We start from the raw sequence: 19,177 nt of genomic DNA, 5'->3' as shown, positions 1-19,177 counted from the left end.
CATAAAATTTTAATATTCTCGAAACAATTTTTCTTTTAATCCATATATTTGCATACTATGGAATATAACACCCAAAAAACTCAGCTTCATATGCCGGAATACGGCAGAATTATACAACAGTTGGTTGAGCGCTGTAAAGAACTTCCTACCAAAGAGGAAAGGAATGAAATGGCTATGGCAATCATCGATTTTATGGGTCAGAGAAACCCGCAGCTTCGCGACGAAGAAAATTATAAACATAAACTTTGGGATCATCTTTTTATTCTTGCAGATTATGATCTGGATGTAGAATCTCCCTATCCGTTTCCTACCAGAGAACAACTGGCGGAAAGACCTAAAAGAATGGAATATCCAAAACTTCAGGGTGACTTTAAGTTTTACGGAAAAAGTATTCTTCAACTGATAGAAAAAGCAATTGAACTTGAAACAGGAGAAGAAAAAGAGGCTCTTATTGAAGTGATTGCCAACAATATGAAGAAGTCTTACAATGTTTATAATAAAGAACATGTGACGGATGATGTGATTTTCCGCCACCTGAAAGAACTGTCTGAAAACAGGTTGGATCTTACCGGAATAGATTCTCTTGAAAAAAGTAAAATCTATTACACCAATAATAACAACAACCGAAATAATAACAATAACAACAGGAACAACAGCAATAATAAGAACAATAACCAGCCCAACAAAAGAAGGCATAATAACAATCATAAAAACAGAAAATAATGAGTGGAACATTTCAAATAAGAGGAGGAAAAAGACTGCAGGGTGAAATAACTCCACAAGGAGCCAAAAATGAGGCTCTACAAATTTTATGTGCGGTTCTCCTGACGGACGAAGAAGTAAGAATCAAAAACATTCCGGATATTCATGATGTGAACAGACTGATTGAAATTCTTGGAGATTTTGGGGTAAAAGTTACGAAAAACGGACAGGGAGATTATACTTTCAAAGCAGATCAGGTAAATTTTGATTATATAAAATCCAGCGAATTCAAAAAAGACGGAGCAAAATTACGGGGATCGATTATGCTGATGGGGCCAATGCTTGCCCGTTATGGAGAAGCTTATATGCCGACTCCGGGAGGTGATAAAATCGGGAGAAGAAGACTGGACACCCACTTCCAGGGACTTGTTGAATTAGGTGCTGAATTTAATTATGATGAAGAAGAATATTTCTACTCTTTAAAAGCTAAAGAATTAAGAGGAAAATTTATCTTACTTGAAGAAGCTTCTGTAACCGGAACTGCCAATATTGTCATGGCAGCTGCTTTGGCAAAAGGTAAAACAAGAATCTACAACGCTGCCTGCGAACCTTATCTTCAGCAATTGTGTAAAATGCTGAACAGAATGGGAGCTAATATTTCGGGTATAGGTTCCAACCTCCTTACCATTGAAGGAGTAGATTATCTGAGAGGAACTGAGCACACGATGCTTCCGGATATGGTTGAAATCGGATCCTGGATTGGTCTTGCAGCGATGACAAAGTCTGAAATTACCATCAAAAATGTAAACTGGAACCAGCTTGGTGTTATCCCGAACACATTCAGAAAATTGGGGATCCAGCTGGAGCAGAGCAATGATGATATTTATATTCCTGCTCAGGAGCATTATAAAATCCAGAAATTTATTGACGGATCTATTCTGACTATTTCGGATGCCCCATGGCCAGGATTTACACCGGACTTATTGTCTATTATTTTAGTAGTGGCTACCCAGGCAAAAGGAAGTATCCTGGTTCATCAGAAAATGTTTGAATCCAGGTTATTTTTTGTTGATAAATTAATCGACATGGGAGCCCAGATCATTTTATGTGATCCGCACAGAGCTACCGTAATCGGATTGAACCAGGAAGCGCCGTTAAGAGGAACCACAATGGTTTCCCCGGATATCAGAGCCGGAAATGCACTTCTTATTGCTGCGCTTTCAGCAGAAGGAAAATCAATTATCCACAACATCGAGCAAATCGACAGAGGATACGAAAATATCGATGGCAGGCTAAGAGCTATTGGTGCTGACATCGAGAGAATTTAAAATTATTTATTGAATACAAAAGCGTTCGGAATATTCTGAACGCTTTTTTTATTTGGCTATTTTCTTTTTTTACCACTCCGTCAAAAATTCTTTGAATTTTCAACACTCCTCAGAGGAGAGGAATACTCCCCCATCAAACAGTGATCATCAACTCTATATTGGTTTTCAAATAACTTTAAATAAAAAGTGCCCGGTAAAAGAACCGGACACTTTGGGTAATTAAAACTATATGAATCTCACTTAAAAATATGTTCTGCAGGTATATTCTACCGTCGTATTGATAAGTTTATTTTTATTCAGATAGACCTCAAGCAGCTGAAAGTCTTCTGAACTGACATTAATATATAACTGTACGGAACCAAAACTATATCCGTTCACATACTCTACATTAGCAGATAACACTCTATGACAGATACCTAATTGATTATAGATGGTGTTCATCAAATGTTCAAATTTCATTTTGCCATTCAACTCTATTTCCAGTAACAATTCTTTTTTAGGCAGGTTTATTTTGTTTTGTAAAACCTGCAGGCCGGGATTAGGTGTAACCATCGCTAAACATTTTTGGGTTAAACATTATCAGATCATATCGCGCTCTGCATTTAAATCTGTGACAAAAATATAAAAAAATATTAGTCCACCAAATTAGTAGACTAATATTTTTAAAAATTTAACATAAAAAAAAGAAGCCTCTTCAGCTTCTCTATGTTTTTTAAAGGGTTCCTATCCTTTCGAGTTTCTCAGAACCTGCGAGCCCATTGGGGTTACAACCGGGCTCTCCTTCAGGAACTTTCAGTTTTTTCTTAGTATAAAATTCTTCCCAGAATGTATTCGTTTTTCCTGTTTTGGGATCAATAAAAGTCATAGGTTCCAATTTAAAAATATGTTCTTCACGAAAAGCTCTTTCCACAAAATCCGAACAGTAATATGAGTTTTCATCCAGAATGTAATTAAAATTATAAGGTTTTCCCAGCATGGAGTGTGCTTTTTTAACAGCTTCAGGAATGGCTTTCCGGTATTCCGGTTTTAAACGGTAAACCATCACCTCCTGCCCTTCTTCTTTCTGATCTTTTATAAAATCCTTCAGGTTCTGTTTTTGTGAACCGCCCTTTGGAGCAGCATGCAGGACATAAAAACGGCTGCCTTCTTTTTCAAGAATTCCTATATGATCAAATGAAGCAGACTTTTGTTTTTGAGTGACGTTATTGATGGCCCCGGATAGTCCGGATTCTTTTGCCGTAACAAAAAGAAGATCTCCGTTTTTGAGCTGTACCGTTCCGGGAGAATTGCTTTTACATTGAGCCAATATGACCAATAAACAGAACCAAAATCCTGTAACTGTAATTCCTTTACTTTTTTTTCTGAAAGACATTGTAAATTCTGACATCTGATTATACTTCCGGAATCAAAATTACAAAATAGAATTCATTACATTTGTGGGAATATTGACGTATTCTTCCTATCAACCCCAAACATTTTCAATATTCTCATGCCACATATTTTATTAGTTGAAGACGACGACAGACTTTCAAAATTGATTGCAAAAGGATTCCAGGAAGCTCAGTTTGAGGTTACTGTGGCTTATGATGGAATCGCAGGTATGAAACTGGCCCTGCAGAATCATTTTGATCTGATTGTAACGGATATTGTACTGCCCAAAAAAGATGGACTTGAATTTTGCAGTGAGATCAAAACTCTAAAACCCGATCTTCCTGTCATTATGCTTACCGCGCTGGGAACTACTGATGATAAACTGGAAGGGTTTGATGCCGGAGCGGATGATTACCTCACCAAGCCTTTTGAAATGCGGGAACTGGTGGCAAGAATCAAAGTACTCCTGAAACGCTTTTCACAACAGAGACATCAGAAGGTTTTTATACTGAGATATGACGGTATTGAGATGAACCTGGAGCAGAAAACAGTAAGCAGAGATCGTGTCCCGATCAAGTTAACGCCCAAAGAGTTTAATCTTCTGAAATTTATGCTTGAAAATTCAGAAAGAGTTCTTTCCCGAAGTGAAATTGCAGAGAAAGTATGGGAAACCCATTTTGATACCGGAACCAATTTTATTGATGTCTATATTAATTACCTCCGGAAGAAAATTGACAAAGATTTTGCAACCAAACTTATTCATACCAAGGCCGGCATGGGATTTATTCTGAAGAAAAATTACGAGTCAGGCATTGTGCAATAATGATGGAAATAAACTAAAAATATTCGGATGAAAATCAGGACCCGGCTTACGCTGCTTTTTACCTTAATCACTGCAATGCTTGTAAGTGTTTACAGCATTTCGATTTATTATTCATCCAAGGAAGCCAGAGAGCAATCTTTTTACAGCGAACTCCGGAATGAAGCCATCGCCAAAGCAGACCTGTTTTTCAGAAGTTCATTACCTGAGCAGGAAATGCATAAGCTCTATCAAAACAATACCAGAACACTGAATGAGGTTCAGGTAGCAATTTATGATAGTAATAAGCAATTGGTTTATCATGATGATGCCAGGGTAGATTATGTAAAGGAAACCCCTGAAATGCTTTCACAGATATTCCGGAAAAAAAGAATCAGTTTCTTTTTAAATGATCTGCAGGTCATCGGAATGGTGTATCATTATGAAGGAAAATCTTATGCTGTAACGGCCGCGGCTTATGACAAATACGGATACGAATATCTCACACATCTTTTAACCATCAGTATTGTTTCCTTTTTCAGTATTCTGATCCTGATCTATCTTTCAGGAATATTCCTTTCCAAAAAAGCATTGAGCCCGCTCAGTGAGATGGTAAATCAGATCAAAAAGATGACTGCCGGAAAATTACAGCTGCGCCTGAAAACAACGAAAGAAAAAGATGAGCTTAATGAACTGGCCCAAAACTTCAACGGAATGCTGGAGCGGCTTGAAAATTCCTTTGATTCACAAAAACATTTCGTAGCCAATATTTCACACGAACTGAGAACCCCTCTATCAGCCATTATTACAGAACTTGAACTGGCTTCCGAAAAGGATAAAACCAAAGAAGAATATCAGGAAACCATCCGATATGCGCTGGAAGATGCCCGAAATATGGTAAAGCTTTCCAACAGTCTGATGGATCTTGCCAAAGCGAGCTATGATCCCAATGAAATCAGTTTTTCTGAAGTACGCCTGGATGAAGTTCTCCTGGAGTCTTATACCAAAACAATAAAAGAAAATTCAGAATATAAAGTTTCACTGAACATAGAAGATTCAGTAGAAGAACATCAGCTTATCGTCCAGGGAAATGAATACCTTCTGCAGGTTGCTTTTAATAATCTTATTGATAATGCCTGCAAATATTCACCGGAACATACCTGCCTGATTGACGTGAGCGCTCACTCCAAGACTCTTACCATCAGTTTCAGCAATACAGGAAATATCATTTCTAAAGAAGATTTACAGCATATTTTCAAGCCATTTTACAGAAGTGAAACCTCCAGGCAGGAAAAAGGGCATGGAATAGGATTATTTCTTACTGAAAAGATCATTAATCTTCACCATGCAAGGATCAACGCTGTATCAGAATACGATGAGACTGTTTTCACAGTGATATTTGATATTATATAACCTTCTGAAGAGACAGGGTTCATTACCTTTTTTTGCGCTGAGAACAGATATTCACGATAAAAACCATACTGCTGGTCACAAAAGGTATAATGTGTAAAAAATGTCTGAATAAAAGAGTTCCGGAATTTTTCTCTTCTGCTATACTTTGTATGCCCAAACCAACGAAAAAAAGTGAGATCAGAAGCAGGACAAGCTGTATTTTCCAATGTATTCTTATCATGGGACAAATCTTTAATGATCAGATGCTCTGCTAAAAACTGTTGTTCCTATACTTGCAGCAATCACACAGGCAATAGAAATCCACTGTAAAAAAGATAATTTTTCAGCAAGGAAAACCAATCCTGAAAGTGCCGCAAATGCAGGTTCCAGACTCATCAGAATACTGAAAGTTTTAGCCGGAAGTCTTTTCAAAGCCATAATTTCCAAAGAAAACGGCAAGGCACTTGAAAGAATAGCCACACCAAGACCTTTCACAAAAATAGCCGGGGTCAGGTTGAAAACAGCACCATCCCATATTGTAAAAGGAATAATTACCAGACTCGCAAATATCATTCCTGTCGTTACAGCATCCTTTCCGTCCATTATTTTAGAAACCTTCCCTCCCATTATGATATAAACAGCCCAGAACATTCCAGCCAGAAAAGCCAATCCAAGACCTATTAAATCTACATGGTCATTATGCCACGGAACGATCAGTAAGATTCCCGCACAAGCCAGCAAAGCCCATACTACATCCAGCAGCTTACGGGATAAAGCCAATGCAAGAAATAAGGGCCCCGCAAATTCCACAGTCACGGCCAGCCCCAATGGAATCCTTTGAATAGCCATATAAAAAATAAGGTTCATTGCTGCCAGCCCGATTCCGTATATGGCACAATATTGCCACTTCTGTCTGTTAAATGTTAAAAATTTCGGACGGTTAATCAAAGTAAGCAGCACCGCTGAAAGTACAATCCTTAAAGTAACAGTACCAACAGCTCCTATAGCCGGAAAAAGCTGCTTCGCAATGGACGCCCCTCCCTGCACACAGATAATCGCCAAAAGTGTAGCCGGTATTGCTATATTTGATTTTTTCATGTCTAAATATATCATTCAAAAAATTCCGGAAAGAAGTTTCCGGGATAAATAAACTCTTATTTTATATTGTCAATCATGAAATTTATCATATAAAATAACTGACACCAAATGTATTGATTTTTTAGCTTTTGTAATGGGTACAGTTTTCACTTATCAGTAAGACTTAATAAATAATTATTTTTTATTGCTTTCCTAATGCTCCAAACAAGAATTTATTTTCTCTAATAATTTTCTAATCATATTCTAAAGCTTTTCTAACTGCATAAAACTCCGGCTCTATTTACTTTTGCACAGTAAAAAATAAAGCATATGGACTCAGATCCCTACAGTCATTATCAATCTTAAAAGCTTTAGTTGTACCCACTTTTCCCGTACAGCTGAAAAGCTTTATAAAAACAGGAAAAGTTATGAATACCTTTGAATTCACCCTTCGTTTACTGACTGCGTTCTGCCTGGGAGCCGGCATTGGCTTCGAAAGACAATGGCGTAAAAAGAATGCAGGTCTCCGTACCAACACTCTTGTATGCCTCGGCTCTGCAGCTTTCGTATTGATAGCCATCAGAATTGGTGGTGATGCAGCCGGAAGAATTACCTCTTATATTGTCAGCGGAATCGGTTTTCTCGGCGGTGGCGTTATTATGAAAGACGGCCTTACCGTGAGAGGGCTCAATACGGCAGCCACATTATGGTGCTCTGCAGCCATAGGTGCATTGTGTGCACTCGGATATCCTAAAGAAGCCCTTATTACAGTTTTCTTCATCATCTCCACCAATATATTCCTGAGACCCACTTTATCCTCCAAAAAAGAAGCAAGGAGCAAAAAACTGCTCAACACCAGGAAAAACAATACAGAAAAAATAAAAATCAGCAAAAGCACTCAATTGTTTTAAGAACATGAAAAAAATAATCTTAAGCAGTATAATTCTCTTTGCAGCCTCCTGTAAGGACAATATACCTCAGCAAAGCAACGAACAGGAAATAATGATTCAGGATAATCAGGTCACAATCCCGGAAAACAATCCTGTATTCAAAAAAATTAAAATGCAGACCGTAACGGAGCAGGAACACAGCAACGGTATTATTTCAGCAGGAACAATTCAGGTCATTCCCAATCATTATGCAGAAATTGCAAGTCCCTTTTCCGGAAGAATTACCAAATCCTTTATTCAGCTTGGACAGAATGTTTCTGCCGGAAGCCCGCTTTTTGAAATTCTTTCTTCCGATTATTTTTCAGTTCAGAAGAATTATACAGATGCTGTGAATGATGTACAGCTTGCAGAAAAAAATTACAGACGCCAGCAGGATCTGGTCAGACACGGAGTAGGCATTCAAAAAGAGCTGGATGAAGCGGAAACCGATTTTAAAAATAAAAGAACATCTCTTTCCAATGCTTCTTCAGCCTTAAAGGTATATAACAGCAAAGGCGGAGGTATAGGAAGTCCGCTTGTAGTAAGAGCTCCCATTAACGGAGAAATTATTTCCAACAGAATTGTAAACGGCCAATATCTGAAGGGAGATGCAGATCCGGTGATAATGATCGCCGAATTATCAAAAGTCTGGATTTCGGGTGATGTAAAGGAAAAGGACATCCGCTTTGTCAACACAGGAGATCAGGTTACCGTAAAAGTAAGTGCCTATCCTGACAGAAATATTACCGGAAAAGTATATCACATCAATGAAGTGGTAGATGAAAACACCCGAAGCATCAAAGTCCTTATTGAATGTGATAACCCAGGCCGGAAACTAAAGCCGGGAATGTACGCTACAGTTAATTTTTCAACAGTTCCTGAAAAAGCCGTGATGATTCCCGTATCAGCCTTAATGCAGCAGGACAGCTCTCAATATGTGTGGGTAAAAACCGGTAAGAACCAGTTTGCCAAACGTTTTGTGACAACAGGAGAAACCAATCAGGAAACAGTAAGAATCACAGCAGGCTTAAAGCCCGGAGAAATCATCATGACTGAAGGCGGAATTTATATGCCGATGTGAAATAATGTAAATGAAAATTATGAAGAAATTACTTACACTCTCTATACAGAAGAGATGGCTGATGCTTGCCCTCTTCCTTTTACTGGGATTCTTCGGATATTATTCCTGGACCAGATTATCCATAGAAGCCTATCCCGATATTGCAGATGTAACTTCCCAGGTAGTCACACAGGTTCCGGGGCTGGCCGCTGAAGAAGTAGAACAGCAGATCACCATTCCTTTGGAAAGATCACTGAACGGACTTCCCGGAATGCATGTGATGAGAAGCAAAAGTACCTTCGGGCTTTCCATTATCACTATGGTTTTTGATGATGGAATTGATGATTACTGGGCACGGCAGCGTATTCAGGAAAGACTGACGGATGTAGAGCTTCCTTATAATGCACAGCCCGGCCTAGATCCCCTCACCTCTCCCATCGGCGAAGTGTACCGTTATATTATAGAAAGCAATAACCACAGTCTGCGGGAATTGACGGATTTACAAAAATTTGTCATTATTCCCCGTATCAAACAGGTTTCCGGGATTGCTGATGTTACCAATTTCGGAGGGATAACCACCCAGTTCCAGATCGAGCTGGATCCTCATAAGCTTGAACAGTATGGACTTTCACTTTCAGAAGTAACTGAAACCATTTCCAAAAATAATGTAAGTGCCGGAGGAAGTATGCTTCCCCGCGGAAACCTGGCCTATGTCATCCGTGGAATAGGATTGGTAAAAGATTTAAATGACCTTGGAAAAATTGTAGTCAAAACCCAAAACGGCGTTCCTGTTTTTTTAAATGATGTAGGAAACCTGAAATACGGGAACCTGGAAAGAAAAGGAATTCTCGGCTATACCGACAGAAAACGTAATTATTCTGAAAGTGTGGAAGGAATTGTGCTTTTATTAAGGGGACAAAATCCCTCGCAAGTGCTGGCAGGTGTACATGAAGCCATTGAAGAACTGAATAACGAAACACTTCCTCCCGGCGTAAAAATTCATCCTTTTCTGGACAGAACAGATCTTGTAAAAACAACGCTTACCACAGTTTCTCATACCCTTACCGAAGGTATTGTACTGGTTATTATTATCCTGATTGTATTTCTGGGAAGCTGGCGCGGAGCATTGCTGGTAGCAATCACCATTCCGCTTTCTTTATTATTTGCTTTTATATTAATGCATTTTACTGACATTCCAGCCAATCTGCTTTCACTCGGAGCCATTGATTTCGGAATCATTGTGGATGGAGCCATCGTTATGCTGGAAACCATTCTGAAGAAACGGGAAGAGAATCCGGAAGAAGCACTGGAAGAAAAAACCATTACTCAAAGGGTGATTGAAGTAGCCAAGCCTATTTTCTTTTCAACAATTATTATCATCACCGCTTATCTGCCCTTGTTTGCTTTTGAACGGGTAGAGAAAAAACTGTTTACCCCCATGGCTTTTACTGTAGGATATGCCCTGTTAGGTGCGCTCGCTGTAGCATTACTTCTGATCCCGGGATTAGCGTATGTTATCTACCGCAAACCACAAAAGATCTATCATAACAAATGGCTGGAAAAACTCGCTGCTGCCTATGGGAAAAGAATAGAAAGAATAATGCAGGCTCCCAAAAGGGTTATTATTCCGATCATTATTGTATTGATATCCTCCGGAATTCTGTCTTACACCGTAGGAAAAGATTTTCTTCCGGAGCTGGATGAAGGTTCTATCTGGCTGCAGGTACAGCTGCCACCGGGAATATCCCTTGCCAAATCGAAAGAAATGAGTGACACCCTGCGGGTCCGTACCCTGAAACATTCAGAAATCACTTATATGATGGTACAGGCGGGCCGGAATGATGATGGTACAGATCCGTGGACAGCCTCTCATTTCGAGGTTTCCATTGGAATAAAACCTTACAGCGAATGGCCTTCCGGGAAAACAAAAGCAGACCTCATCAGAGAACTTGCGGCAGATTATAAAGACATGCCGGGATTCACGGTAGGCTTTTCACAACCTATGATTGACGGAGTAATGGATAAAATCTCCGGAGCGCACAGTGAGCTGGTGGTAAAAGTATATGGAGAAGACTTTAAAGAAACCAGGCGTATTGCAGAAGATGTTTTGTCTACCTTGAATAGAATTCCAGGGTCGGCAGACCTTGCCATTGATCAGGAGCCGCCGTTACCCCAGCTGCAGATCATGGCGGACAGGGATAAGATTGCTCAGTATGGTCTGAATGTAGCAGATGTTGCCGGCCTTATTGAAGTGGCATTGGGAGGAAAAGCCATTTCCCAGATTTTTATCGGCAATAAAGTGTATGATATTTCCTGCCGTTACCCAGAAAGCAGCCGCGATACTCCGGATAAAATCGGAAACCTGATGCTGACCTCAGCTTCCGGAGCCAAAATACCACTGTCTCAGGTAGCAGAAGTGAAATTAAGTACGGGCGAAAGTACTATTACCAGAGAAATGAACAAACGGCATCTTACGGTAAAGCTTAACCTGAGGGGTACCGATCTTTCTTCATTCCTGAAAGAAGCCCGGGTTACAATTGAAAAAGATGTACAATACGATCACGAAAAATACCAGATCAAATGGGGCGGACAGTTTGAAAACCAAAACAGGGCTTATTCAAGACTTGCATTTATTGTTCCGTTCGCACTGGCCATTATGTTTCTGTTACTGTATGGTGCATTTGGAGATTTCAGGCAGGCTTTGGTCCTGATGTCTATTGTCCCGCTGGCATTATTTGGCGGAATGCTGGCACTTAATATCCGGGGAATGTCCCTGAACGTCTCTTCAGCGGTAGGATTTATTGCCTTATTCGGAGTTGCGATCCAGAACGGTGTGATTATGATTTCTCACATCAACGATCTGCGTAAGCAAGGATATGAACTGAAAAAGGCCGCCATCAAAGGGGCAAAAGACCGTTTCAGACCTGTACTGATGACTGCTACGGTTGCTGTAATCGGATTATTTCCGGCATCATTGGCCACAGGAATCGGTTCTGATGTACAGCGCCCACTGGCAACTGTCATTGTTTACGGACTGATGTTCTCCACTGTTTTAACCCTATTTGTACTGCCGGCGATATATTTTATGGCTGAATCCAGAAACGAAAAACAAAATCTAGAATCAGATGAAAATTAGAGTTCACTTTATCATAGTATCCGTCGTATTGCTCAGCATCACAGGTATGAAAGCGCAGGAAAAAGAACTTTTGCCGTTTGAAGAATACCTGAGTCTTGTTGGAAGTCAAAATCTAGGCTATGCTTCCCAGAAATACAATGTAAGTATGGCTGAAGCTGCTATCCAGACCGCCCATATGTTTCCTGATCCTCAATTGGAAACGGAAACCACCAATAACGGTGTGAATCAAAATATGGGGTATGTGTACGGGGCATCACTCGGCTGGACACTTGAGCTTGGCGGTAAAAGAAAAGCCAGGGTCAATCTGGCCAGAAACCAATCTGAGCTGAGCAAACTACAATTGCAGGATTTCTTCAGGAACCTTCGTGCAGATGCCAGCTTAGGGTATATTGATGCTTTAAAGTCCAGGGCTTTGCTTGAAGTACAGCAGGATTCTTATAAAAACATGCAGCAGCTTGCAAAGTCCGACAGTATCCGCTACAGATTGGGAACCATATCACTCGTGACTTCCAAACAAAGTAAGCTGGAAGCAGCTTCTTTACTCAATGAAGTATATCAGGCTGAAAGTGCAGAACAGCAGGCCCTCACCAGTTTATCTGTATTTCTGGGGGACAGCAAAATTGTGAACAGAGAGGTTGCCGGAAATTTTAATGCCTTCAACAGGGATTTGAGTATTGATGACCTGATTCTCCAGGCCTTGAATGAAAGAGCTGACTTATTAGCCGCCAGACAAAATACCGAGGTTGCCAAAAGCCAGATCAGTCTTGAAAAAGCCAGCCGTGTCATAGACCTTGGCATCAGTGCAGGGGCAGAACGCCACACAGAAGCCATCAACGAAGTTGCACCTTCCCCAACTGTAAATGCAGTAAAAATAGGCATTAGCATTCCCCTGAAATTTTCCAACAAAGGAAATGCAGGCTTGAAAATAGCCGAAATGGCCCATTCTCAGGCAGAAATTGAATATAAACAGATAGAGCAAGGGATAAAAGCAGAAGTAATGCAGGCCTATCAGCAGTACACAGCCACCCAGAAACAGCTCAGACAATTCCACAATGGAATGCTTACGGAAGCCCAAAGCATTCTGGAAGGAATCATTTACAGCTATAAAAGAGGAGAAAGCTCTATCCTTGAAGTCCTGAATGCCCAGAGAACCTATAACAATGTAAGGAAAGACTATTATCAGGCTCTTGCAGATAATGCATCCGCTTTGATTGAGCTTGAACGTAAAGCGGGAATCTGGGATATTCATTTTTAACCGGAAGGAAGCTGGAGGATGGAAGTTTACGAAAGCCGATGAATAAATACACATCATTTAATTAATTTTTTAATCTACAATACATACCATCAAACGACAAACATTGATTCTAAAAGCACAACTATAACTTCCAGCTTCAAACTTCCAGCATAAAGAAAGCCCTGAAATCAAATAGATTTCAGGGCCTTTTTTATCTTTTATACTGAGATTCATAAATTCCGATCCAGTCGTCGGGAGTCATTTTCTTACTAAGCTCAGCGAGCAGTTCAAAAGGGATATCTTCTACTTTTTTAAAGCGGATACAGGATTTACCCATATCCAGCTTCTTTTTGGAATGTTTTGGATATTCTGCCACAAACCAATCGAGAAGTTCCGGTTTCGAATAAAGCCCCATATGGTAAAGCGCTATAAAATTCTTCTGGGAAGCCAGATTAATGAACGGCAGCGGGGTTCCGGGTGCACAATGATATCCTGCAGGAAATGTTGCCAAAGGAACTACCCAGCCTATCATTCCATAATTTGTAGCTTCTTCGAAACCTTTTGGAAGATTGTCATTCACTGTATCAAAAAGTTTTTTAAAAGCCTTTTGTCTTTCTTCAGGAATTTTTGAGATATAATCTTCTATGGAAACTGACTGAATCTGCATATTTTAAATTTTTTCTAAAATACAATTATTTTATAAAATTATAGACATTGAACATCTGAACATCCTTACTGCTCTTTTGAAGGAACATCATTTTATTGACATTCGGAACATACTGAATCATATTTCCATCTGCGAAGCCATAGTTCTGGAAAAAGTTTCTCCCTTTATAATCAAGGCTTACTTCCTGAGGTTTCAGATTGGCAAAATCAAAAACTTTCATAGAAAATCCTGTATTCCCGAATGCTCCTTTCGGATAGAATGCAGAAATATAAAGTTTCTCCCCGGCATCAACAATATGAATTCTTTTTCCTGTAGAAGTTCCCGCAGCCACAAACTGCTTTACCTCACCTTCCTTATTAAACTTGATCAGCATTCCGGCATCCAGGGAATATACAGGATCAGGGAAACGGTTCATTGCTGTAGGCATCGGTCTTGTTACTGTCTCCTGCTGTACAGCCATTAAAGTTTCATCTCCTTTTACAATCGTTTTGATGACCTTTACATCACTCATATCTTTGCTTCCGGCTAAATTGGTATTGCTGATCACTGCTTTTCCGGATTTCATATCATAAAACATTACTGTTCCGAAGGTACTTGCACCAATGGTAACCGCAGCGTTTTTTCTCCCAAATGTCACCAGATAATCGCTGTCATTTTTACTGAATGCATATAACTTTTCAGGAATATATTTATCATCAAACGGAAGGTCTTTATCCTCAGTATTCGAAACAAGTTCCAGCTTATAAGATTCCTTCCAGCCTGCTGCTTTTCTCAGCACAACAATTTTCGCGGAGTTAGTCAGCGTCAAAGACTTTTCAACATAATCATTACTTAATGTGATTTCTTTATTCCAAACCGGAGAAAGTGTTCTCAGATCCAGGACCAGAACATCATTCACATTATCTGTTTTTTTGTTGGCATACCTGTCATTGAAGATTGCTGCATATTTACCGTTTTCTGAAAAAAGAACATAAGTGGTTCCTGATTTGTTGGTAGATTCGATGCTGTATTTTGCAATGCTTTTGGTGGTAAAAGTACCTTCTTTTTTACTGAAAACATGCTGAAATATTTCCTTCCTGTTTTCTTTTCCGAAATACTCTTCCGTAAATGCTACAAATTTATCCTCATCAATCTGCTGTGAGCCAAGGTAGTTGTGAAGTACACCATTTGTTTTGTTGGCATAATCTTTCACATAAGTATCCACAAGGCTTCCGTTCTGATCCAGTTTTCTCATCAGTAATTTCTTATGCGGGAAAACATTTCTCATCAGTCCGTCAATATTGATGGCACTGAACATATAAGAGTTGTAATCATCTGCCAGTACCAGCTGATCATCCGTTTCAAGATTGGCGTCCACTGTGAACTTTGTTCCCTCAGTCACTTTTGTCTGTGCATAACTATACACAGAAGCTGTCATTAATGCCGAAGCAATAATCCGTTTAATCATATTGTTTTCTTTAGTTATTATAAATTTTTTCTTCCAATCTTTTCAGTTCAAGATTGGCATCGTAGGACAATTTAATATCTACTAAATGTTCCTGCAACTCATTTAAGTATTTCTCTGCTTCCTGGTAATTACCCAAAGCAATATTCAATCTGATCAGGTTAAAATAAAGGTATTCCCCGATCTTTTGGTTGTAAACGGCCTTTTTATCATTGTAATTCACTTTTGTCAAAGCGGTTTTCCAAAGATCAACTCCTTTCTGCATATTTTCCATGGCTACTTTATTCGGGGCGTAGTCTGACTTTGCCTGAAGTTTTTTCAGATTAGTTGTGACGTAGATATATGCTTTTTCCAGGTCATCGTATTCTCCTTTGTTCTTTACCGTCGCCAGAGTCACCGTAGAATTGAGGGTCTGATAACCGAAATTTTCATTAATGATATTCCTTGTACGGTCCATCGTTCTCTGAAGATATCTTTTTTCCTGGGCATTCAGGTTGATTTCATTAGTCGGAACACTTGCTACTTCAGTAAAATCCGAGAAATACGTTTTATCCAGTTTTACTGCACCGCCTTGTTTTGCAACGATTCTTGTAGGCTGATTCGCAAAAGTTTTTCCCTGGTTGTCCTGAAAGTTTGTTCTTTCCATTTCGATCATGATGTCAAGATAATTTCCGCCTTTTGAAAACCCCGTCACATCCATTTGTGATGCCAGAATTTTGTTATCCACAATCAAAGCGTCTCTCAGATCAGGCTGTTGGTAAACCGGCATTGGAGGAATATTAAGAATGGGTCTTGAAGGTAATCTCAATACGGGGGCTCCGTTGGTTGCAGCAATTTTTTCTACTGCGGATAATTTATTGTATTCTGCAGATTCCAGCTTGTATTTCTCCTGCAGTTTTTTTACCTCAGCATCGTAGTCTTTTAATCTTTCCTGATGTTCGTACTTGGCATTTTCAACATTCGTCTGATAATTGTCCACCTTTCTCTGATAATCTTCTTTTGAAATTCTTATCACATCATCTTTTGTAATATTATAGGGTGATTTTACTGTAATCGTGTAATTTCTGTTGGAAAGATCCGTAGGAAAAACCGGCTCTTTTAAAAGCTGGAAGCTGATCATTTCTTTATCAATTCGCTGAGCCTGGGAAAATCCGGAATAAAATAATGGTATTAAAAAAAGTAGTTTAAATTTATTCATGGTTGTTGTAGTTTTCGGCACAAATGTATAATAATTTTATGAACATTTCCGATAATAATTTTTCCAGTTATTATGTGAAAAAGCCATTAAAAAGGCAGCCACACGAATGCAACTGCCTACAGAAATTATTAACTCAAAAAATTTTATTTCTTAATGGCTTTCACTGTTGATTTTGAGCCATCTTTAAAGTTCATTGTCACTAAATACAAACCAGCATTCAAATCTCCTAACTGAAGCTCTGTAGTCGGATTATCAATAGTTTTAACCACTCTTCCCGCTACATCCGTAACTGTTACAGATTTCACATCTTTGATATCCGCAATATGCAGAACATCTTTGAAAGGATTAGGATATACATTGACTTCTTTTTTCTTAACAGATGTTTCAGCTGTACTTAAATTGGACTGAGTAAGGGAGAAATCATCAAATCCCATATAATATGGCGCCGTTGTTGTATTCAAAGCCTTAATTCCAAATGAGTAATCACCGGTAGACGTTGGGGTATACGAAACAGTAACTTTAGTATATTCAGTACTGTTACCTCCTCCTGTTGCTGTTTGATCAGAAGTGATAAATGTCGTTAAACTGGTTGCACCGGCAGCAGTTTGTCCATTATTTACCAACACTTCATTCTGCCAGCCTGCATAGCCGTCTCCTACCCAATAGAATGAGAATTCATATGAAGTTCCTGCAGTTAAAGTAAATGTAGGTGTCCATAAATAAGCGGCATTGCTATATGGATAATAGATTGTCAGATAATTTGGAGCAGATTTAGGGTCATTATAAGCTTGCTGGGAAGCATTTGCTGAAGTAAAATTATAGCTGGATGAACTTCCTCCCGGAGTTTGTTTCCAGCATCCTGGAATGATAGCAGAGCCTATATTCGTCATTGCATCAAAATTTTCGCTCCAAGGCAGTGTAGTTACCGGAAGACAAGTAGTTGTAAATGATACAGGAACTTCAGTCCAGATGCTCTTATCAGTTGCGCTGCAGCTGGATCTCACCCATGCATAATAGGTTGTGGATGGCTGTAATGTGCTTATCGGTGCAGAAGTTGTTGTAGACGTTGCAGAGTTTGCAGCATTTAAAACAGTGGAAGCATCCGGTGCGGTATTGCTTGTACTGTAATACACCTCATATCCGCCTGCAGGAACTGAAGATGGTGCTGTCCATCCGATTGTTGCTGAATTTGAATTCACGTTGGATGATGTAACGGCAGTCGGTTCAAGGCAGGAAGGAATATTCTGAACAGAAATATTATCAATATAAATAGAACGGTAGGTACCTCCTAAACCATGTTTAAATGCCAACTGCAAATCGGAACCCGCAGGAATATTAACCGTATATTGTGTGTGAGTAGATGTCAAAGCAATAGGGGAACCAATTTGGGTAAAAGAAGCCGGGTCTGCAGGATTCGATAGAGTACCTATCAATAATGGAGTCCCTGTTGTTCCCGTTTTTGCATAAAATCTCACACGTTTCGTTCCGTCTGAAAGGTTGATCGTTGGAGGTGTAACCAACATCTGGCTTCCTGTAGTAGCGCTTGAATTATATAGATAATAAGCATTAGGTGCTGAATAGTTACTTGATGTAGTTACATATCCATAGCCTGCAAATGATGCACTTTCCAGATATGCCCAGCAGCTTGGAGTATTGTTGTTGGTGCTGGAGCCGGTACTTGTCGTATCAAAGTTTTCTGTATAAGGAACGGTGAAAGTAGAACATGCTGTTTTAAATGTTCCTGCAAAAGACCATACACTTTGGCCGGTTGCGGTATTACAGTTGGATCTTACCCAATAATAATAGGTCGTATTGGAATTAAGACTTCCTATCGTTGTGCTTGTTCCCGTTACTCCCGGATAAGTAGGTGTTACTGAGCTTGCCGGTGTTGTGTTTGAAGTACTGTGGTATACATCATAACTGGCAGCATTACCTGTCCATGAAACTAAAGCAGAGTTGGCCGTGATTCCTGAAACTGCCTGCAATACAGGAGGCATACAATCCGAATAAGCATCTACTGAAAAAGCAAAAATATTCGGGATGCCTGAACCACTTGCTTTGGTTACCGTTACACTTTGTATCAGCTTCGCCTGGTTGGCAGCATCTATTGCCAGTTCACTTTGATATAATCTTGGATTGGTCCCGCCTTCAGGAGAAGGAACATCATCACCCGCAGCAGGAGTAGCTCCCGGCTTTTTAATCCTTCCGATTCCCTGTATGGCAAAATTGGAACCTCCGTACCAGTCTGCAAGACTGACACTAGAAAACGCCTGCGAACTGCCATCAGTAAAGTTCACCACTACACTTACCGTTGAACTTCCACTTCCGCTTACGGCAAGCATATACAGTTTAGTGGCGGCTTTCGGTGCCGTAAATGTCAGAGTTCCGTTATCATTGATTGCAGCCAGCCTTAACGAATTGTTGGCATTCAAATTTGCCAACTGGAAGCTCAGGCCCGGAGTGGTTCCCACCACAGAATTAATAACCCCATCCACAGGTATACCATACGTAATGGCAGGACTTGTGGAAGTCAGTTGAAAATCTTTAGCTACAAAAGCGTAAGAAACTCCATCTACGTCATTGTTTGTAGTAACTGATGAAGAACCTATCCCGTTGGCAATCACATCAGCAGTAAAGCCCGAGGAAACCGGCATAGTTTGATAATTCTGAGCCATCATTGCAGAGGCTGAAAACAGAGCAATAGCAGGTACCACTCTAGAAAATAAATTTATTACCATTTTAATCACATTTATGGCGAAATTAAGGAAAAATAACAATACGGAAATATTATTTTTAACAAAATCATAACATTTCTTTAAAACACATACAAAATCAATATT

Annotated in this window: 15 protein-coding genes; 8 read left to right on the top strand and 7 right to left on the bottom strand. The window is 39.6% G+C overall.

From position 1 onward, the window contains the following. Positions 1 to 57 precede the first annotated feature (57 nt). Both ACR1PO_RS07280 and murA read left to right on the top strand, forming a co-directional pair. Entirely contained in the window at positions 58 to 723 is a 666-nt protein-coding gene (locus ACR1PO_RS07280; protein WP_002976781.1) for a DUF4290 domain-containing protein, read from the top strand. After that, complete coding sequence (gene murA, locus ACR1PO_RS07275) at positions 723 to 2,030, top strand: UDP-N-acetylglucosamine 1-carboxyvinyltransferase (RefSeq protein ID WP_374462900.1); 1,308 nt, start codon at positions 723 to 725, stop codon at positions 2,028 to 2,030. The genes ACR1PO_RS07280 and murA overlap by 1 nt, the downstream gene beginning before the upstream one ends. A 240-nt stretch (positions 2,031 to 2,270) precedes the next feature. Here the strand turns inward: murA and ACR1PO_RS07270 are convergent, their stop codons facing one another. Together ACR1PO_RS07270 and ACR1PO_RS07265 are read right to left on the bottom strand one after the other, a co-directional pair. After that, positions 2,271 to 2,582 carry a cysteine methyltransferase gene (locus ACR1PO_RS07270; RefSeq protein ID WP_332385441.1) on the bottom strand — a complete coding sequence of 104 codons (312 nt, stop codon included), beginning with the start codon at positions 2,580 to 2,582 and terminating at the stop codon, positions 2,271 to 2,273. Positions 2,583 to 2,742: 160 nt separating this feature from the next. Beyond that, entirely contained in the window at positions 2,743 to 3,417 is a 675-nt protein-coding gene (locus tag ACR1PO_RS07265; protein ID WP_433986328.1) for a YiiX/YebB-like N1pC/P60 family cysteine hydrolase, read from the bottom strand. A 102-nt stretch (positions 3,418 to 3,519) separates the two neighbouring features. Here ACR1PO_RS07265 and ACR1PO_RS07260 point away from each other — a divergent pair, with 102 nt between their 5' ends. Both ACR1PO_RS07260 and ACR1PO_RS07255 read left to right on the top strand, forming a co-directional pair. Beyond that, the gene (locus ACR1PO_RS07260; protein ID WP_433986327.1) at positions 3,520 to 4,224 is read left to right on the top strand and encodes a response regulator transcription factor; all 705 of its coding nucleotides are present in this window, start codon (positions 3,520 to 3,522) and stop codon (positions 4,222 to 4,224) included. Positions 4,225 to 4,251: 27 nt separating this feature from the next. Then, positions 4,252 to 5,613, top strand: a complete 1,362-nt coding sequence (locus ACR1PO_RS07255) for an ATP-binding protein (protein ID WP_433986326.1) — start codon at positions 4,252 to 4,254, stop codon at positions 5,611 to 5,613. A gap of 231 nt (positions 5,614 to 5,844) precedes the next feature. Here ACR1PO_RS07255 and ACR1PO_RS07250 read toward each other — a convergent pair whose 3' ends face one another. Continuing rightward, complete coding sequence (locus tag ACR1PO_RS07250; RefSeq protein WP_332385436.1) at positions 5,845 to 6,690, bottom strand: EamA family transporter; 846 nt, start codon at positions 6,688 to 6,690, stop codon at positions 5,845 to 5,847. Positions 6,691 to 7,097: 407 nt separating this feature from the next. Between ACR1PO_RS07250 and ACR1PO_RS07245 the strand changes: the two genes are divergently transcribed. From ACR1PO_RS07245 to ACR1PO_RS07230, 4 genes are read left to right on the top strand one after another with little or no spacing between them, the layout of a single operon-like run. After that, positions 7,098 to 7,580: an MgtC/SapB family protein gene (locus ACR1PO_RS07245; RefSeq protein WP_433986325.1), complete on the top strand. Its 483-nt coding sequence runs from the start codon at positions 7,098 to 7,100 to the stop codon at positions 7,578 to 7,580. A gap of 4 nt (positions 7,581 to 7,584) precedes the next feature. Beyond that, a complete protein-coding gene (locus ACR1PO_RS07240) occupies positions 7,585 to 8,679 on the top strand; it encodes an efflux RND transporter periplasmic adaptor subunit (RefSeq protein ID WP_433986324.1) in 1,095 nt (364 codons plus the stop codon). Between the two features lie 19 nt (positions 8,680 to 8,698). Continuing rightward, complete coding sequence (locus ACR1PO_RS07235) at positions 8,699 to 11,794, top strand: efflux RND transporter permease subunit (protein ID WP_433986323.1); 3,096 nt, start codon at positions 8,699 to 8,701, stop codon at positions 11,792 to 11,794. Next, the gene (locus ACR1PO_RS07230) at positions 11,784 to 13,049 is read left to right on the top strand and encodes a TolC family protein (RefSeq protein WP_433986322.1); all 1,266 of its coding nucleotides are present in this window, start codon (positions 11,784 to 11,786) and stop codon (positions 13,047 to 13,049) included. Before ACR1PO_RS07235 ends, ACR1PO_RS07230 begins: the two co-directional genes overlap by 11 nt. A gap of 190 nt (positions 13,050 to 13,239) precedes the next feature. On the opposite strand, the gene ACR1PO_RS07225 is transcribed toward ACR1PO_RS07230, so the two are convergent. The 4 genes from ACR1PO_RS07225 to ACR1PO_RS07210 form a co-directional block, all read right to left on the bottom strand. Next, a complete protein-coding gene (locus ACR1PO_RS07225; protein WP_332385432.1) occupies positions 13,240 to 13,695 on the bottom strand; it encodes a DUF1801 domain-containing protein in 456 nt (151 codons plus the stop codon). A gap of 25 nt (positions 13,696 to 13,720) precedes the next feature. Next, the gene (locus tag ACR1PO_RS07220; protein ID WP_433986321.1) at positions 13,721 to 15,142 is read right to left on the bottom strand and encodes a hypothetical protein; all 1,422 of its coding nucleotides are present in this window, start codon (positions 15,140 to 15,142) and stop codon (positions 13,721 to 13,723) included. 10 nt (positions 15,143 to 15,152) lie between these two features. Beyond that, positions 15,153 to 16,337 carry a hypothetical protein gene (locus ACR1PO_RS07215; RefSeq protein ID WP_433986320.1) on the bottom strand — a complete coding sequence of 395 codons (1,185 nt, stop codon included), beginning with the start codon at positions 16,335 to 16,337 and terminating at the stop codon, positions 15,153 to 15,155. 143 nt (positions 16,338 to 16,480) lie between these two features. Beyond that, positions 16,481 to 19,075 (bottom strand): T9SS type A sorting domain-containing protein, encoded by a 2,595-nt coding sequence (locus ACR1PO_RS07210; RefSeq protein ID WP_433986319.1) that lies wholly within the window; start codon positions 19,073 to 19,075, stop codon positions 16,481 to 16,483. Between the last annotated feature and the right edge of the window lie 102 nt (positions 19,076 to 19,177).

It is taken from the genome of Chryseobacterium amylolyticum, from assembly GCF_051011775.1.
GTDB lineage: Bacteria > Bacteroidota > Bacteroidia > Flavobacteriales > Weeksellaceae > Chryseobacterium.
This window is presented reverse-complemented; position numbering and strand designations above follow the sequence as displayed.

Bases quoted from the DNA above. Each gene is read 5' to 3' on its own strand.
- ACR1PO_RS07280 (WP_002976781.1), top strand. From the start codon at position 58: ATGGAATATAACACCCAAAAAACTCAGCTTCATATGCCGGAATACGGC.
- ACR1PO_RS07235 (WP_433986323.1), top strand. From the start codon at position 8,699: ATGAAGAAATTACTTACACTCTCTATACAGAAGAGATGGCTGATGCTT.
- ACR1PO_RS07230 (WP_433986322.1), top strand. From the start codon at position 11,784: ATGAAAATTAGAGTTCACTTTATCATAGTATCCGTCGTATTGCTCAGC.
- ACR1PO_RS07220 (WP_433986321.1), bottom strand. From the start codon at position 15,142: ATGATTAAACGGATTATTGCTTCGGCATTAATGACAGCTTCTGTGTAT.
- ACR1PO_RS07265 (WP_433986328.1), bottom strand. From the start codon at position 3,417: ATGTCAGAATTTACAATGTCTTTCAGAAAAAAAAGTAAAGGAATTACA.
- ACR1PO_RS07245 (WP_433986325.1), top strand. From the start codon at position 7,098: ATGAATACCTTTGAATTCACCCTTCGTTTACTGACTGCGTTCTGCCTG.
- ACR1PO_RS07260 (WP_433986327.1), top strand. From the start codon at position 3,520: ATGCCACATATTTTATTAGTTGAAGACGACGACAGACTTTCAAAATTG.
- murA (WP_374462900.1), top strand. From the start codon at position 723: ATGAGTGGAACATTTCAAATAAGAGGAGGAAAAAGACTGCAGGGTGAA.
- ACR1PO_RS07250 (WP_332385436.1), bottom strand. From the start codon at position 6,690: ATGAAAAAATCAAATATAGCAATACCGGCTACACTTTTGGCGATTATC.
- ACR1PO_RS07240 (WP_433986324.1), top strand. From the start codon at position 7,585: ATGAAAAAAATAATCTTAAGCAGTATAATTCTCTTTGCAGCCTCCTGT.
- ACR1PO_RS07255 (WP_433986326.1), top strand. From the start codon at position 4,252: ATGAAAATCAGGACCCGGCTTACGCTGCTTTTTACCTTAATCACTGCA.
- ACR1PO_RS07210 (WP_433986319.1), bottom strand. From the start codon at position 19,075: ATGGTAATAAATTTATTTTCTAGAGTGGTACCTGCTATTGCTCTGTTT.
- ACR1PO_RS07270 (WP_332385441.1), bottom strand. From the start codon at position 2,582: ATGGTTACACCTAATCCCGGCCTGCAGGTTTTACAAAACAAAATAAAC.
- ACR1PO_RS07225 (WP_332385432.1), bottom strand. From the start codon at position 13,695: ATGCAGATTCAGTCAGTTTCCATAGAAGATTATATCTCAAAAATTCCT.
- ACR1PO_RS07215 (WP_433986320.1), bottom strand. From the start codon at position 16,337: ATGAATAAATTTAAACTACTTTTTTTAATACCATTATTTTATTCCGGA.